The following is a 16,367-nucleotide window of genomic DNA, read 5'->3' on the forward strand; positions in this document are numbered from 1 at the left end:
CTTGACCCGGCAATCCATCCAACCAAATGACCTATTGGGTGTACATTCTAGCCAGTAAGCCCGGCGGAACACTGTATATCGGTGTGACGAACAATCTGGTTCGGCGTGTCTATGAACACCGGGAAGGTCTGGCAGACGGCTTTACCAAGCGATACGGCATCAAGACGCTGGTATATTTCGAAGCGCACGAATCGATTGCCGTCGCCCTTCAACGCGAGAAAAACATCAAGCATTGGTCGCGCGAGTGGAAAATCGATTTGATCGTCGCGGGCAATCCCGATTGGCGAGACTTATACGAAGAAATTGTCCGCTAACGCGGACGATGGATTGCCGGGTCAAGCCCGGCAATGACACGTGACATGACCCCCTCCCGCATTCACAAGCTGACGCTGACGCATTTCCGCAATTATCGGGCGGCGAGCGTGCAGGCGCGGGGCGACGTGGTGGCGCTGGTGGGACCGAACGGCGCCGGCAAGACCAATTGCCTGGAAGCGATCTCGTTTCTGTCGCCGGGGCGCGGCCTGCGGCGCGCGACGCTGGAGGATGTCGCCGACAATCAGGGCGACGGTTCCTGGGCGGTATCCGCCGAAGTCGAGGGCGCGCTCGGATTGGCCACGCTCGGCACCGGCATCGATGCGCCGGCAGCGGAGGCGGCGTCATCGAGCCGGCGCTGCCGCATCGACCGCGAGCCGGTCGGCTCAGCCACCGCCTTCGGCGATCACCTGCGCATGGTCTGGCTGACGCCGGCGATGGACGGGCTGTTCATGGGCGCTGCGTCCGAGCGGCGGCGGTTCTTCGACAGGCTGGTGCTGGCGATCGACTCTGAGCATTCCAGCCGGGTGTCGGCGCTGGAGCGCTCGTTGCGCTCGCGCAACCGGCTGCTCGAGGTCCGCAACTACGACGACCACTGGTGCGACGCCATCGAACGCGAAACCGCCGAACTCGCGGTCGCGGTCGCCGCCACCCGCGGCCAGACCGTGACCAAACTCGCGGCGATGCTGCGCGCGCGCGGCGCAGACTCCGCCTTTCCGTCGGCGCAGATCATGCTCGACGGCTGGATGGAAAATGCGCTGGTCAGCGAGCCCGCCACCGCGGTGGAGGATCGTTACCGCGAGATCCTGCGCGCCGGCCGCGCCCGCGACGCCGCTGCCGGCCGCACGCTGGACGGTCCTCACCTCACCGATCTCGAAGTGGTCTACGCGCCGAAGAACATGCCGGCCCGCGATGCCTCGACCGGCGAACAGAAGGCGCTGCTGATCGGGCTGGTGCTGGCCCATGCCACGCTGGTCGCCGAGATGACCGGCATCGTGCCGCTGCTGCTGCTCGACGAAGTGGTGGCGCATCTCGACCCGAACCGGCGCAAGGCGCTGTTCGACGAGCTCGCAAAACTCGGCGCACAGGTCTGGATGACCGGCGCCGACCCCGCGGCCTTTGTCGACATCGGCGCTTCCGGCGAGACTTTCGACGTGGAATCCGGCCGGGTCACCCGCCGCGCGTAAAAGCCGACAGCTCCGCACCACTTGAACCGAACCCAGCACCACGGCGACTAGAGTAAAGCCGTTGCGCCATTCGCGTCGCCGCCATGTTTGCCGCGCGATCCACCCCAGGCGTCGACACATCCCCGGAGATCACGAATGTCTGGAACCACGCACGGGATGCAACTCCTGGCACGACAATTTCTGCTGGCCTGCCTTCTGGTGTCGATGGTCGGCGTACCCGTTGCTCGCGCCGACGACGGCATGGTCGACGTTCGCACGCTGCCGCGTCTGGAAGGCGCGGTGGAAGAGACTTCCCGCACCGAATCCTATCGGCTGAACTACGGCGTCCCGACGGTGGTCGCAGTCACCAGGGCCGCCACCCAAAAACTGCTCGCTGCCGACGGCTGGGTGCCGTATCTGCGGCCGCTCGAGGAGACGAGCCCTTCGCTGACCTTCAAGAGGGCCCAGCAGGGGTTGTATGTTTCCTTCAGCCAGGGCCTCGGCCGGCCGGACCAGTCGACGGTGTACTATTCCGCAAGCCGTATCACCGCGAACGTGCCGTTCCCGCCGGAGGCGACCGACATCGTCTTCGACGAGCGCCGGCCCTATCTCGGATGCATTGCGCGCGCCGCGCTTGACGCAACCCTCGACTTCTACCGCAAGGAGATGGCCGCGATCGGCTGGAAGCCGCTCTCCGCCGCCGACGCCGCTGCGCGCTGGCCCAATGCGCAACTCAGCGAAACAATCGAGAACGGCGCGCGTGCCTACTACACCCATGACGACAGCGCCGGCTTCTACCGGCAGGAGCCCGTCATGATGACCCTGCTGCGCCGCGACGACGGCCGGACCGCTGTGGAAATCCGCGAGGCCCCATTCGCGCTGCCGCAGACCTTGGAAGCCGACTCCGAGATGGCCGGCCTGCCGCGGCCGAAGCCAAGCAAGACCGCGATGAGCACGGGCGATTCCAATTCGCCGCGCCGCAAGCTCGACGTCGCCGTGATGGCCGAGCTTCCGGCAACGCTGGCCTTCTATCGCAAGGAGCTCGCCGCCCGGAATTGGACCGAGGACAGCAACGCCACCGCCGTCGCACCCGACAGTGTGACGCTGAATTTCTCCTCCGCCGAGCAGACGGCATCGCTCAAGCTCGGCCGCAAATACGACCTGACCCTCGTCAATCTCGTCACCCAGATGAAGGAATCCGCCATCGCCGCCCGCGCCAAGGCCAAGAAGGACGCTGACGACAACTTCTTCAAAAATGCCGAAGCCGCCGCCAAGCAGATCATCGCGGCCGATGAAGTGCGGCGCGCAGCCCAGGCGGCCAACCTGTCGGACGCGCCGTTGCACGCGCTCGCCGACAGTTCGAAGCCGGTGCCACTGCCGGAGAACGCGGAAAACGTGAAGTTCGACGGCGACAAGGGGCAACTGGAATTCGATTCCGGCTCCAGCGTGAAGGCGATTGCGGCGTTCTACCGCGGTGCGTTGAAATCGCAGGGCTGGAAGGAGCAGGCGTTGGGCATCAACAAGCCAAATATGGTGACAATGGATTTCTCCCGAGCCGGCAAAGCGCTGTCGTTCACCGCCATGCAGATGGGCCCCAAGGTCAATGTCAGCGCCGATGGTTCGGGGCTGATGATGGCCAGCGCCAAAGTGGCGGGCAAGCCCGCTGCGGCTAGCGCTCAGCCCGCCGGCGAACCGGCCGCCAAGAGAACGGATAAGGCAGCGGAGGTTCTCGAAGCCGATGCCGATTCCGCATTACCGGTGCCGAAGCAGCATACGATGAGTTCGATCGGTACCGGGAAGGTCCCCGGCAGCAATGCGCCGATCCGCAAGGAGCTTGAGGCCAGCATCCCGGCCGAACTCAACAGCGTGCTCGGTTTCTACCGCACCGAACTCGGCAAACTCGGCTGGAAAGAAGCAACCGATGGCGCCGTCGTGAAACCGGACCAGGTGCAACTGGCATTCGTCTCTCCCGACGGGCCGGCCACGCTGAAACTCGGCCGCAGCAATGGCGAGACCTCGGTCAGTCTCGCGCAGAAATATCCTGATGTGGCCGCCAAGGCCGATTTCGTGCCGAAGCCGGGTCAAGCCAGACTGGTGTTCGGCAATCTCGGCGGCGGCGAAGCTACCGTTTCCATCAACAAACAGACGATCAAGCTCGCCGCAGGTGCCGGCGGACCGCAATCGCCGAAACCGCCGATGCTCGATCTGCCGCCGGGCAAGTATCAGTACACGCTGAAGGTCGCCGGCGGGCCGGCACGCAGCAACCAGATCGAGATCGAGGCCGGCGATACCTGGGGTTTGATGGTGGCGCCGAGCGGCGACGTGCTGCCGCTGCACATGTATTGATGCCGCTTCGTCCGGCCGTCGCGGCTGCCTCCGGCGACGGCCGGCGTTTCCGCAAATCGAGCTCCGGAACCCGTAGAATCAGTGCCCGAATCACGCTTTTCAGAGCCCTCAGAATCGGCCTTTTGGCGCCTTGAAAAACGGCAAAATAGTCTTATTTATTCAAAGACTTGTGGATAGAGACTTTGCGCTAGGCGCAATGCCCCTTTCATGGCACAAATACCCTCATCAGCGCCTCGTGTTGCGCAGCTGATTCGGGATACCCTCGAAGGCCTCACATGACAGAACCTGCCCGGCAGACCCCTGCCGACCCTGAGCATTCCATTCCCGTTGAGTATGGCGCGGAATCGATCCGGGTGCTGAAGGGCCTCGATGCCGTACGCAAGCGGCCCGGCATGTATATCGGCGACACCGATGACGGTTCCGGCCTGCATCACATGGTCTACGAAGTCGTCGACAATGCGATCGACGAAGCGCTCGCCGGCCACGCCAGCGCCGTCGAGGTGATCCTCAACGCCGACGGCTCGGTGACGGTGCGCGACGATGGCCGCGGCATTCCCGTCGACATTCACAAGGGCGAAGGCATTTCCGCAGCCGAGGTCATCATGACCCAGCTGCATGCGGGCGGAAAATTCGACCAAAACTCCTACAAGGTTTCCGGCGGCCTGCACGGCGTCGGCGTCTCCGTCGTCAACGCACTGTCGAGCAGACTGGAACTGCGGGTCTGGCGCGACGGCAAGGAACACTACATCCAGTTCGCCCATGGCGATGCGGTCGCCCCGCTGGTGGAAGTCGGCGACGCCAACGGCAAGCGCGGCACCGAGGTGACGTTCCTTGCCTCCACCGAGACCTTCACCAACGTCGAATATGATTTCGCGACGCTGGAGCATCGGCTGCGCGAGCTCGCGTTCCTGAATTCCGGCGTCAAGATCCTGCTGTCCGACATGCGCCACGCGGTCGAGAAGCGCGAAGAGATGCTCTATGTCGGCGGCGTCGAGGAATTCGTCAAATATCTCGACCGCAACAAGAAGGCGATCGTCCCCGCGCCGATCATGGTCCGCGTCGAGATGAACGACATCGGCGTCGAGGCCGCGCTGTGGTGGAACGACAGCTACCACGAGAACGTGCTGTGCTTCACCAACAACATCCCGCAGCGTGACGGCGGCACCCATCTCGCCGGCTTCCGCGGCGCGCTGACCCGCCAGGTCAACGGCTATGCCGAAGCCAACGCCAAGAAGGAAAAGATCGCGCTGACCGGCGACGATTGCCGCGAAGGCCTCACCGCCGTGCTGTCGGTGAAGGTGCCAGACCCGAAATTCTCCTCGCAGACGAAAGACAAGCTGGTTTCCTCGGAAGTCCGTCCCGTCGTCGAAAACGTCCTCAACGAGGCCTTGGCGGCATGGTTCGAGGAACATCCGTCCGAGGCCAAGGTCATCGTCGGCAAGGTGATCCAGGCCGCGGCTGCGCGCGAAGCCGCCCGCAAGGCGCGCGAACTGACGCGCAAGAGCCCGCTCAGCGTTTCCTCGCTGCCCGGCAAGCTCGCCGACTGCCAGGAAAAGGACCCCGCGAAGTCCGAACTGTTCATCGTCGAGGGCGACTCGGCAGGCGGCAGCGCCAAGCAGGGCCGCAACCGCGAATTCCAGGCGGTGCTGCCGCTGCGCGGCAAGATCCTCAATGTCGAGCGCGTCCGCACCGACAAGATGCTGTCCAGCGAGCAGATCGGCACGCTGATCACGGCGCTCGGCACCGGCATCAGCGACGACTTCTCCGCCGACAAGCTGCGCTATCACAAGATCATCGTGATGACGGACGCCGACGTCGACGGCGCCCACATCCGCACGCTGCTGCTGACGTTCTTCTACCGGCAGATGCGCGAACTGATCGATCGCGGCCACCTCTATATCGCCCAGCCGCCGCTCTACAAGGTCAACCGCGGCAAGTCCGAACAGTACCTGAAGGACGAGCGCGCGCTGGAGGATTACCTGATCTCGACCGGCCTCGACGAATGCGTGTTCAGGCCCGCTTCAGGCTCGGAACGCGCTGGCCAGGATCTGCTGTCGCTGGTGGAAGAGGCGCGCATCATCCGCGGCATTCTAAAGAATCTGCACAGCCGCTATAATCGCGACGTGGTCGAGCAGGCAGCGATTGCCGGCGTGCTGAGTCCAAAAATTACGGGCGACGTCGCCACCGCCAATGCCGCCGCCGAATATATCGCCGTTCGCCTCGACACGCTGGCCGACGAGGTCGAGCGCGGCTGGGTCGGACGCTTTACCGAGGGAGAGGGCTTCTTCTTCGAGCGCACCGTCCGCGGCGTCAAGGATGTCGCCATCATCGACGACGCCCTGCTCGGTTCGGCGGATGCCCGCAAGCTCGACGATTACGCGATCAGGCTGCAGGAAGCCTATCCGAAGGCCGGCGTGCTACGCCGCAAGGACGCCGAGACCGCCATTCATGGTCCGGTCAGCCTGTTCGAGGCGGTCACCGACGCGGCCCGCAAGGGCGTGACGCTGCAGCGCTACAAAGGTCTCGGCGAGATGAACCCGGAGCAGCTCTGGACCACCACGCTCGACACCAACGAGCGCTCGCTGCTGCAGGTCAAGGTCAAGGAGGTCGACGAGGCCGACGACATCTTCACCAAGCTGATGGGCGACGTGGTCGAACCGCGCCGCGACTTCATCCAGGAAAATTCGCTCAACGCCACCATCGACATGTGAGGCAGCGAGTACCCGTGGCGCCTGTTCAATACATCGTTGAAGGCGGCCACCGGCTTTCGGGAACGATCGAGCCGTCCGGCAACAAGAACGCCGCACTGCCGATCATCGCCGCCGCCTTGCTTACCGAGCATAAGGTTACGCTGGAGAACGTTCCACGCATCCGCGATACCGAGACGCTGGTCGAACTGATCCGCTCGGTCGGCGCATCCGCCGAATGGCTGGAACGCAATACGCTGGAAATCCACGCCAAGGACGTTCGCGCCGCCGATCTCGATCCGGAACTCTGCGCGCGCATTCGCGCCTCGATCCTGCTGGCCGGGCCGCTTTTGGCCCGCTGCGGCGAGGTCGCGCTGCCGCCGCCCGGCGGCGACGTCATCGGCCGCCGCCGTCTCGATACGCATTTTTTGGCCTTCGAACAGCTCGGCGCGACCGTCACCGCGACCCACCGACTTGAATTCCGCGCCACCCGCCTGAAGGGCGCCGACGTCTTCCTCGACGAGCCCAGCGTCACCGCCACCGAAAACGCGCTGGTCGCCGCCGTCGCCGCCCACGGCACCACCCACCTGCGCAACGCCGCCTCCGAGCCGCATGTGCAGGACCTTGCCCATTTCCTGGTCGCGCTCGGCGCCAAGATCGAGGGCATCGGCACCAACACCATCATCGTGCACGGCCCGGCGAAGCTCGGCGGCGCACGTTACGTGATCCAGCCCGACCATATCGAGGTCGGCTCGCTGATTGGCCTCGCCGCGGTCACGCGGTCGCCGCTCAGAATTGCGCGCGCCGGCGTCGAACATCTGCGCTCGATCCGGATGGGCTTCGAGCGGCTCGGCATCGTCTGCGGCGTCGAGGGCGACGACCTCATCGTGCCCCCCGGCCAAACCATGAAGATCCACGACGATTTCGGCGGCCATGTGCCAAAACTCGAGGATCAGCCCTGGCCGGCATTCCCGGCCGACCTGATGTCGATCGCGATCGTCACCGCGACCCAGTGCGACGGCGTCATCCTGATGTTCGAGAAGATGTTCGAGTCGCGGATGTTCTTTGTCGACAAGCTGATCTCGATGGGCGCCCGCATCGTGCTGTGCGACCCGCACCGGGCGATCGTGGCGGGCCCGAGCCGGCTCCGTGGCGCGCTGATGACATCGCCCGACATCCGCGCCGGCATGGCCATGCTGCTCGCCGCCGTGGCCGCGGAGGGCACCTCGACCATCAACAACGCCGACCAGATCGAACGCGGTTATGAACGGATCGAGGAGCGGCTCAATGCGCTCGGCGCCCGGATCACCCGCGTGCCCGCGCGCGACAGCCGGTAGACCGCGGCCACGAATACCGGCAAATGCCCGCCAAATGCCGCTGCAGCGGAATATTCCCGCCTTAACTTATAGGGATTCTAAGTAACGAACCGGGCGCGGTCGTACGCCGCAGCCGGAATTGGCTTATCTACGCTTCAGATCCTCCATCGAGATCGAGCCCACTCCATGACCAAGACCTTGTCGCTCGGACAGGCCCAGCGCGGCTTCATCGGCCGGATACGCGCCATCGACGCGGCAGCCAGCGCGTCCGTGCTGCTGCCGGTGGAACTGGAGAGCCGCCTGATCGAAATGGGTTTCGTGGAAGACGCGCGGGTCGAGGTGCTGCACGAGGGCATGTTCGGCCGCGACCCGATCGCGGTCCGCGTCAATAACGCAACCGTCGCGATCCGCCGGCGCGAAGCGATGGCAATCCTCGTCGACTGATCCGATGGACGCGCAACTCACGACACCGCTGAATCTCTCTCTGGTCGGAACGCCGAACAGCGGCAAGACTGCGCTGTTCAACGCGCTGACCGGCAGCCGGCAGCGCTCCGCCAATTATCCGGGCGTGACCGTCGAACGTAAGTCTGGCGCGTTCGTCACCCCGGCCGGGCGCAGCGTCGCCATCGTCGATCTGCCCGGCACCTATTCGCTCCGCGGCCGCAGCCCGGACGAGGAAATCACGCGCGACGTGGTGCTCGGCGTGCGCGAGGAGGCGACGCCCGACTGCATCGTCTGCGTCGCAGACTCCACCAATCTCCGCCTCAGCATTCGCCTGGTTCTGGAGCTGAAGCGCGTCGGCCGGCCGATGCTGCTGGTGCTCAACATGTTCGACCTGGCGCGCCACCGCGGCATCGCCATCGACACCGATCGGCTCGCGTCTGAGTTGGGCATCCCCGTGACGACGGCGGTTTCGGTCCGCAAGGGCGGCACCGCCGAGCTGTTGCAGCGCCTCGACACGTTCTCCCCGGCAGCACCTGTCGGCGTCACTTCCAATACCTGGCGACCGTTGTCGACATCCGAGCTCCGCGCGATGCAACGGGACGCCGACCGGATTATCGCAGGCTCCGTCACCGCGCCGGCGAAGCCCGATAACCTGACCAACCGGATCGATTCCGTGGTGCTGCAGCCGGTCGCCGGCCTCGTGATCCTGCTGGCAATCCTGTTCGTGATGTTCCAGGCGGTGTTCAGTTGGGCGCAGCCGCTGATGGAATTGCTGTCGGACGGCTTTGCGACGCTGGGTCAGATGGCGCATTCGATCCTGCCGGACGGCCTGCTGCAGAGCTTCGTGCAGAATGGCGTCATCTCGGGGGTCGGCAGCGTCATCGTGTTCCTGCCGCAGATTGTCATCCTGTTCTTCTTCATCCTGATGCTGGAAGATTTCGGCTACATGGCGCGGGCCGCGTTCCTGATGGACCGCATCATGGGCGGCGCCGGGCTGCATGGCCGCGCCTTCATCCCGTTGCTGTCGAGCTTTGCCTGCGCGATTCCCGGCATCATGGCCGCGCGCGTCATCGACAACCGCCGCGACCGGCTGACCACCATCCTGATTGCGCCGCTGATGACCTGCTCGGCCCGCATTCCCGTCTACACGCTGATCATCTCCGCCTTCGTTCCGCAGCGTGAGGTGTGGGGCTGGATCAATCTCCAGGGCCTCGTGATGTTCGGCCTCTACGCCGCCGGCATCGCCAGCGCGCTCTCGGTATCGTTCATCGCCAAATTCGTGATGGGACGGGATTACGAACCGTCGCCGTTCATGATGGAGCTGCCGGACTACAAGTTGCCGCGCGCCAAGAGCATCGCGCTCGGCATCTACATGCGCGCCAAGGCGTTCCTGTACCGCGCGGGAACGACGATCTTCTCGATGATGGTGCTGATCTGGTTCCTGGCGTCGTTCCCGCAGCCGCCGGCGGGCGCGGAAGGACCGGCCATCAATTACAGCCTCGCCGCCATCATCGGGCATGCCCTCGAGCCCGCGCTGGCGCCGCTCGGCTTCAACTGGCAGATCGCAGTCGCGCTGATCCCCGGCATGGCCGCGCGCGAAGTCGCGGTCGCGGCGCTCGGCACGGTCTACGCGATCGAAGGCGGCAAGGAAGCCGCCGACAAGATCGGCGAGGTGCTCGCCGCCAACTGGACCCTCGCCACCGCGATCTCGCTGCTGGTCTGGTACATTTTTGCGCCGCAATGCGCGTCGACGCTGGCGGTAATCCGGCGCGAGACCGGCAGCTGGAAATGGATGGCCGTTACGTTCGGCTACATGCTGGCGCTGGCCTATGCCGGGTCGTTTCTCGCCTACCATGTCGCCCTGGCGCTCGGGGCGGGTTGATCAAGGCGGCATCGACGCGCCGGCTGGTTCAAGTTTTCAGAGCTGCTGCTGGATGCTTTCCGGCCCGCTGCGGCAGCAATACAATCAACCCCACGATCAGAGCTGCAAGGATCGCTGACGCATAGAAGCGTCCGAAGGCCAATCCCCCATTCGCGAGCGGCTTGTCGAGAAAGTCGCCGACGGTGGCGCCGAGCGGCCGCGTCAGGATGAAGGCGGCCCAGAACAGCAGTGTTCGAGAGGCGCTGGTCAGGAAGTAGGCGGCGGCGACGGCCATCAATCCGACCGCAAAGACCAGCGCGCCGCGTTCATAACCCAAGCCATTGGAATCGGCCATCCAGTCGCCGAGCGCCGTGCCAAGCGTTTGCGAAAACAGGATTGCGATCCAGTAGAACATTTCGATTCCAGGAGAGGCGACCGTTTCAACCGCGATCGATCCGGCCTGCCGGTACCAGACACCGAGAGACACCATCAGACAACCGAACAGGATCAGCGCCCCGCCGGGATATCCGATGCCGAGCGAGCGGTCGGCGAAATCCGCCACCGTCGTCCCCGCCGTGGTCGTCGCGATGATCACCGCCCAATACAGGAATGGATGGAACCGCTTCGCGGCAATCTGGGCGACGACGGCAACAACGAATATGCCGATGAACAGGGCGCTGCTGAGCGCATAGCCCCAGTTCAGCGTCATCGAAACCGCATCGCCGCCCGTCTCTCCAAGAGTCGTCGCGATGATCTTGATGATCCAGAAGCCGAGCGTGACGGCCGGAACCTTGGTGATGGTGTCGCTATTTTCAAATGGCATCGGATATCCTGTTTGCATTGCCCGTCCGCCCGGTCTTCAACGCCGGCCGGCTCAGCTTTTTCCGGCCGAATCCATCACAGTCAGGAGATCGGCCAGTGCGGCCTTGCACTTCGCCGCATCCGGCGTGCTGGCGCGAAGCTCGGAAAGCACCCGGTCGATCGCCTTGTCGACCGTGTGCCAATCGGCGGCCGAACGCGGCTTCAAACCTGCTTCGGCGTCGTCCCATTTGGTTTCGAGATCCTTGACCCGCGTCTTGGCGCCGGCCAGATCGCCCTTGTCGACCAGCGCCGCGGTGTCGACCGCGATGGCCCGGAACGCGGTCAGATCGCCGAGTTTCGACGACATCGCCGCTTCGACCTCTGTCATGAAGGTTACGCGCTGCAGCGGCGGCTTCGAGAAATTCACGTTCATCATCGACACGATGACGGTCGCGGCCACGAGACAGGTCTTTTTCATTTGGCTTCTCCTTTTTTGAGACGTTCAGGCATCACAGCGATAGCCGTCGCCGCGCGACTCGACTGCGGGCGTTTGCCAGCTGATCCAGGCCACGAGCACGACGATGATGGATAGAAAGAAGGCACTGGTGGAGACCGTACCGAATCCAAGTCCGCCATATTCGCGCGACTGCGACAGCAGGTCGCCGAGCGACGCACCCAGCGGCCGCGTGACGATATAGGCCAACCAGAATGTCAGAACCGGATTGGCGCCGAGATACCAGGCCGCGGTGAGTACGGCGATAGCGGCGCCGAACACGATAACGCCGACATTGAACCCCAGGCCGAGCGCTTCTGTCGCGAGGTCGCCGGCAGCCGTGCCGAGCGCGAAGGTGAACAGGATCGCCGCCCAGTAGAACAACTCACGCCGGGTCGTAACAATCGTGTGGATCGACAGCGTTCGCTCGCTCGCGTACCAGACCGCAAAGGTGGCCGCGAGCGCCAGCGCAAATACCGTGGTGCTGAGATACAGACTGACCTCGAGCCCATCCGTCAACGCATCCGTGATCTCCGTCCCGACCACACTGACCAGGACGACCGTCAGCCAGTAGACCCATGGGACATAGCGCCGTTTGAGCAATTGAACGACCAGCATCACCGTCAGCAGACCAGCCATGATTCCGCCGGTCATCGCCGTCCCAAGACCGACGTTCTTCGCCAGATAGTCCGCGCCGGTTTCTCCGACGGTTGTGGACATGATCTTGATGATCCAGAATGCGAGGGTGATAGCCGGAACTTTGTTCAGCATCGGCTCTCTCGCAATTTTCGGTTCCAGCACGCCGGCTCTCCTTCAGGAATGACTCGCGCATTCGCTGCAGCAACCTGGAGGGGGCGACTTAGGAGCAACTTAGCGGCCGGTCTTTTCCGGGAATCGCTCCAGCCGGCCTTACAGGCGACGCTAAGTTCCTCCTAAGTATCGCACTGGACACTGACGGGTTGATGGAAAGGCCTCTGATGCGCGTGCTCGTCGTCGAAGATGACCGGATGGTCGGTGCCGCCGTGGTGCAGGCCCTCAAGGACGCCGCCTACGCGGTCGATTGGGTCACCGACGGCGCCACCGCGATCGAAGCTGCGGCGATCGAGAGCTACGACGTCGCGCTGCTCGACCTCGGACTGCCTCTTGCCGACGGTCGCGAAGTATTGCGTCACTTGCGCTCGAAGCGCGAACGCCTCCCCGTGATCATCGTGACAGCGCGAGACGGGGTGGAGCACCGCATCGATGGGCTCGACCTCGGCGCCGACGACTATCTGGTGAAGCCGTTTGAAATCCGCGAGTTGCTGGCGCGGATGCGCGCGGTGCTGCGCAGGCAGGGCAGCGGGGCCTCGCCTATCCTGAGCAACGGCGAAACGACGCTCGACCCTGCTACACACACGGCGTCGCATCGGGACGAAACTGTCGCGCTGACGGCGCGGGAGTTTGCGCTTCTTCAGGCGCTGTTGATACGACCCGGCAGTATATTGTCACGAAACGAACTGGAACGGACGATCTATGGCTGGAATGAGGAGGTCGAAAGCAACGCAGTTGAGTTCCTGATTCACGCCATCCGCAAGAAGCTCGGATCGCAGGTTATCCGCAATGTCCGGGGCGTCGGATGGATGGTGGACAAACCTTCATGATCGCCTCGCTTCGTGGCCGCCTTTTCGTCGGCCTGACGGCCATGGTCGCGGTGACCTGCGCCGCGGCTGGCTTTTTCGCCTTCCGCTACGCCTTCGACGAGGCGATCGAAATGCAGGACGCCGCGCTGACCCAGATTGCAGCGCTGGCGATCGACGGTCGCTTTGAAACGAAGATGACGCCAAGCGCGCCAGGCAACGGCGTCGATGCCGAGAACCGGCTGGTCATCGAGGAATTGGGAAGGCGCAACGACACGGCGCCTGCCAGCGGGCCGCTGCTGATGCTCGACGACGGGCTGCGCGATGTCGCGCGTGGACGCGAGCGATGGCGGGTATTGATTCGAACCAGGACCGACGGCAGCCGGGTCATGGTCGGCCAGCCCACCTCCGTGCGCGAGGAGATCGCAACGGCGAGCGCCCTCCATACCGTTGTCCCGCTGGTACTGCTTGTTCCGCTCATGCTGTTGGTGACTGCAATCCTGGTCCGGCAGTCGCTACGTCCCATGACTGACATCGCGGACAAACTCGACGCCCGGCGCGCAGACGATCTCGAGGAACTGGCGCTTGACGACGTGCCACAGGAATTGCGGCCCTTCATCGCGTCGATCAACCGCCTGTTGCGACGCATTCATGTCATGGTCGAGCGACAACGCCGCTTCATGGCCGACGCCGCCCACGAATTGCGAACGCCCATCACCGCCTTGACGTTACAGGCCGAAAACCTCGAACAGGTCGTTTTGTCGCAGGAGAGCGCGGGCCGTCTCGCTGCGCTCAAGCAAGGGGCACGGCGCACCAGCCGCCTGCTCGAACAACTATTGGCCCTTGCACGCCACGACTTCGATCCAGCGATGCCGGCGGCTGTGGTTGAGCTGGACCGATGCGCGCGCGACGTTGTCGCCGACCTGCTTCCGGAATCGGCGGAAAAGGGAATTGATCTGGGCTTCGATGAAATTCAGCCGTGCCGGATTGAGGCCGAGCCGCTGATGATTGAAATCCTGATTCGAAATATTCTCGACAACGCCCTTCGGCATACGCCTCGCGGCGGAAAGATCGATATTTCAGTACATTGCGGCAGCGACGGGGCCACGCTCACGATTGAGGACACCGGACCGGGAATCCCATCCGAGGATCTCGACCGTATTTTTGAACCCTTCTTCCGCGGGACAAGGCATCTGGGCGACGGGTCAGGGTTGGGCTTGTCAATCGTCAAGCGGATTGTCGACAATCTTGGTGGCGTCGTGACCGTTCAAAACATCGCTTCTGCTGGCGCGACGGGTCTTCGTGCATCGGTCCGAATTCCTGCTGCAATTCCCTAGTTTCACAATTATTCGTGATTGCACGCTTTGCGCCATCCGTTAAACAGACCAGCACCGGCGGGATGAACGGCGGAGGTACCGCGCGACAATGCTGGTGTTTATCGTATGGCTCTATCCGAAAAAATCGATCCCGCATCGATCGCGCCGCCGGCGATGACGGGCAGCCATCATCTCGCCGCCGAACTCGGCGAGACGCTGAAGCTCGCCGTCCCGATCGCGCTGACGCAGCTCGGGCAGATCGCGATGATGACGACCGATATTGCCCTGATCGGCCGCTTCGGCAGCGAAGCCGTGGCCGCGGCGTCGCTCGCGCACACCGTCTACTTCGTCAGCTTCACCTTCGGCATGGGGCTGGTATCCGCCGTCGCACCACTGGCGGCGCAGGCGTTCGGCGCCCGCAATCCGCATCGCATTCGCCGTTCGTTTCGTGTCGGCCTGTGGGCCGCTTTGTTCATTGCGCTGCCGATGATGGCGCTCTCATTCCGCGGCGAGCCAATCCTGTTGATGCTGGGTCAGTCACCGGTGGCCGCGCATCTGGCGCAGGAATATCTGCTCGGGCTGACATGGAGCATCCTGCCCGCGCTGTGGTTTCTGGCGATCCGCGGCTTCATGAGCGCGGTCAACCGGCCGGAGCCGATCCTGTGGATCACGCTGGCCGCGATCCCGGCCAATGCGCTGCTGGTCTATCTGCTGTTGTACGGGGCGTTCGGCCTGCCGAACCTCGGACTGTTCGGCGCCGGACTCGCGACCTCCATCGTCAATTTCGGCACACTGCTGGCGGCGCTGTGGTTTGTCGCGCGCCGCCGCCCGTTCCGGAAATTTCACGCGCTCGGACATGTCTGGCGCATCGACTGGAGCCTGATGCGGCAACTCGTCGTGATCGGCGCACCGATCTCGATCTCCTTCCTGCTCGAATATGGCCTGTTTGGCGCCGCCGGTCTCCTGATGGGCGTGATCAGCACGACGGCGCTGGCGGCGCATCAGATTGCGCTGCAGGTTGCCGCGATCCTGTTCATGGTGCCGTTCGGCATCAGCATCGCCGCCACGGTGCGGGTCGGCCACGCCATTGGCCGCCGCGATGCGAGCGGGGTTCGCCGTGCCGGGCTGGTGGCGACATGGCTCGGCATCGCCATCGGCGCAGCTCTAACACTGGCCGTGATCCTCAGCCGGTTCGGGATCGCGACAATTTTTCTCGGCGAGAGCACCGACGCCACGGCGGAGCTGTCCGCGACATTGCTGCTGGTCGGATCGACCTTCTTTGTCGCCGACGCCATCCAGACCATTGCCGCCGGATCGCTGCGCGGCATGAACGACACCCGCCTGCCGCTGGTGTTCGCCACCATCAGCTATTGGCTGATCGGCTTCCCCTGCGCCTGGTGGCTCGCCTTCCACACGCCGTTGGGCGCGGTCGGCGTCTGGATCGGGTTGTCGGTCGGGACCGCGGTTTATGCCACGCTTCTGCTCTTGCGGTTTCGCTTCCTGGCGCGCAAGCTGGACTTCCAATGACAGTCCAGGAAATCACACCGGCCGTTGACACCGATGCGCTGCTGGCCGGCGCGCAATTCGCCGATGCCTTCCGTGTCGAAACCGGAGACCGCAATCTGGATGCGCGGCATGCCGCGGAGCGCATGCTGGCGCGCCAGCCGCGCTGGGTGGACGCGCTGGTGTCGCTGCGCAATTTTGTGGTGACGCCGCTGGGGTTGAAGCCTTCCGGCGAGGGCGCGCCGGCGCCAAGGGGCATGATCGGGATCTTTCCGGTGCTGAGCGAAACCCCGGATCGTCTGATCGCCGGCTTCAACGACAGTCATCTCGACTTTCGCGTCGTGATCGACGTGACCGCCCCCGAAGGCGTCCGGCAGGTCACCCTCACCACACTGGTCAAGACCCATAACTGGTTCGGCCGGACCTACCTTACCATCATCATGCCGTTTCACCGGCTGATCGCGCCGACCCTGCTGCGTCAGGTCGCCGCCTGAGGCCGGGCTGTT

The 16,367-nt window shown here is 64.1% G+C and carries 14 protein-coding genes; 11 read left to right on the plus strand and 3 right to left on the minus strand.

What is annotated here, in order from left to right:
• Positions 1 to 26 precede the first annotated feature (26 nt).
• The 7 genes from BLS26_RS16305 to BLS26_RS16335 all read left to right on the plus strand — a co-directional run bounded on the left by BLS26_RS16305 (position 27) and on the right by BLS26_RS16335 (position 10,153).
• Positions 27 to 314: a GIY-YIG nuclease family protein gene (locus BLS26_RS16305; protein ID WP_092512743.1), complete on the plus strand. Its 288-nt coding sequence runs from the start codon at positions 27 to 29 to the stop codon at positions 312 to 314.
• Positions 315 to 359: 45 nt separating this feature from the next.
• Entirely contained in the window at positions 360 to 1,499 is a 1,140-nt protein-coding gene (recF, locus tag BLS26_RS16310; protein ID WP_092512745.1) for a DNA replication/repair protein RecF, read from the plus strand.
• 135 nt (positions 1,500 to 1,634) lie between these two features.
• Positions 1,635 to 3,824: a hypothetical protein gene (locus BLS26_RS16315; RefSeq protein ID WP_092512747.1), complete on the plus strand. Its 2,190-nt coding sequence runs from the start codon at positions 1,635 to 1,637 to the stop codon at positions 3,822 to 3,824.
• Positions 3,825 to 4,099: 275 nt separating this feature from the next.
• Positions 4,100 to 6,535 carry a DNA topoisomerase (ATP-hydrolyzing) subunit B gene (gene gyrB / locus BLS26_RS16320; protein ID WP_092512749.1) on the plus strand — a complete coding sequence of 812 codons (2,436 nt, stop codon included), beginning with the start codon at positions 4,100 to 4,102 and terminating at the stop codon, positions 6,533 to 6,535.
• 14 nt (positions 6,536 to 6,549) lie between these two features.
• A complete protein-coding gene (murA, locus tag BLS26_RS16325; RefSeq protein ID WP_092512751.1) occupies positions 6,550 to 7,848 on the plus strand; it encodes a UDP-N-acetylglucosamine 1-carboxyvinyltransferase in 1,299 nt (432 codons plus the stop codon).
• A 165-nt stretch (positions 7,849 to 8,013) separates the two neighbouring features.
• Positions 8,014 to 8,271: a FeoA family protein gene (locus tag BLS26_RS16330; RefSeq protein ID WP_092512753.1), complete on the plus strand. Its 258-nt coding sequence runs from the start codon at positions 8,014 to 8,016 to the stop codon at positions 8,269 to 8,271.
• A 4-nt stretch (positions 8,272 to 8,275) separates the two neighbouring features.
• Positions 8,276 to 10,153 (plus strand): ferrous iron transporter B, encoded by a 1,878-nt coding sequence (locus BLS26_RS16335; protein ID WP_092512755.1) that lies wholly within the window; start codon positions 8,276 to 8,278, stop codon positions 10,151 to 10,153.
• Positions 10,154 to 10,181: 28 nt separating this feature from the next.
• Here the strand turns inward: BLS26_RS16335 and BLS26_RS16340 are convergent, their stop codons facing one another.
• The 3 genes from BLS26_RS16340 to BLS26_RS16350 are packed head-to-tail and all read right to left on the minus strand — an operon-like array spanning position 10,182 to position 12,197.
• On the minus strand, positions 10,182 to 10,955 hold the full coding sequence (locus BLS26_RS16340; protein ID WP_092512757.1) for a hypothetical protein: 774 nt from the start codon (positions 10,953 to 10,955) through the stop codon (positions 10,182 to 10,184).
• 51 nt (positions 10,956 to 11,006) lie between these two features.
• Positions 11,007 to 11,411: a hypothetical protein gene (locus BLS26_RS16345; protein ID WP_197681342.1), complete on the minus strand. Its 405-nt coding sequence runs from the start codon at positions 11,409 to 11,411 to the stop codon at positions 11,007 to 11,009.
• Positions 11,412 to 11,435: 24 nt separating this feature from the next.
• A complete protein-coding gene (locus tag BLS26_RS16350) occupies positions 11,436 to 12,197 on the minus strand; it encodes a hypothetical protein (protein ID WP_092512759.1) in 762 nt (253 codons plus the stop codon).
• A 206-nt stretch (positions 12,198 to 12,403) separates the two neighbouring features.
• Here BLS26_RS16350 and BLS26_RS16355 point away from each other — a divergent pair, with 206 nt between their 5' ends.
• From BLS26_RS16355 to BLS26_RS16370, 4 genes are all read left to right on the plus strand, one after another.
• Entirely contained in the window at positions 12,404 to 13,066 is a 663-nt protein-coding gene (locus tag BLS26_RS16355) for a response regulator transcription factor (RefSeq protein WP_092512761.1), read from the plus strand.
• On the plus strand, positions 13,063 to 14,379 hold the full coding sequence (locus BLS26_RS16360) for a HAMP domain-containing sensor histidine kinase (RefSeq protein ID WP_092512763.1): 1,317 nt from the start codon (positions 13,063 to 13,065) through the stop codon (positions 14,377 to 14,379). Before BLS26_RS16355 ends, BLS26_RS16360 begins: the two co-directional genes overlap by 4 nt.
• A 105-nt stretch (positions 14,380 to 14,484) precedes the next feature.
• Positions 14,485 to 15,885, plus strand: a complete 1,401-nt coding sequence (locus tag BLS26_RS16365; RefSeq protein WP_092512765.1) for an MATE family efflux transporter — start codon at positions 14,485 to 14,487, stop codon at positions 15,883 to 15,885.
• On the plus strand, positions 15,882 to 16,355 hold the full coding sequence (locus tag BLS26_RS16370; RefSeq protein ID WP_092512767.1) for a DUF2867 domain-containing protein: 474 nt from the start codon (positions 15,882 to 15,884) through the stop codon (positions 16,353 to 16,355). The genes BLS26_RS16365 and BLS26_RS16370 overlap by 4 nt, the downstream gene beginning before the upstream one ends.
• The last annotated feature ends 12 nt before the right edge of the window (positions 16,356 to 16,367 follow it).

It is taken from the genome of Afipia sp. GAS231 (assembly GCF_900103365.1).
GTDB lineage: Bacteria > Pseudomonadota > Alphaproteobacteria > Rhizobiales > Xanthobacteraceae > Bradyrhizobium.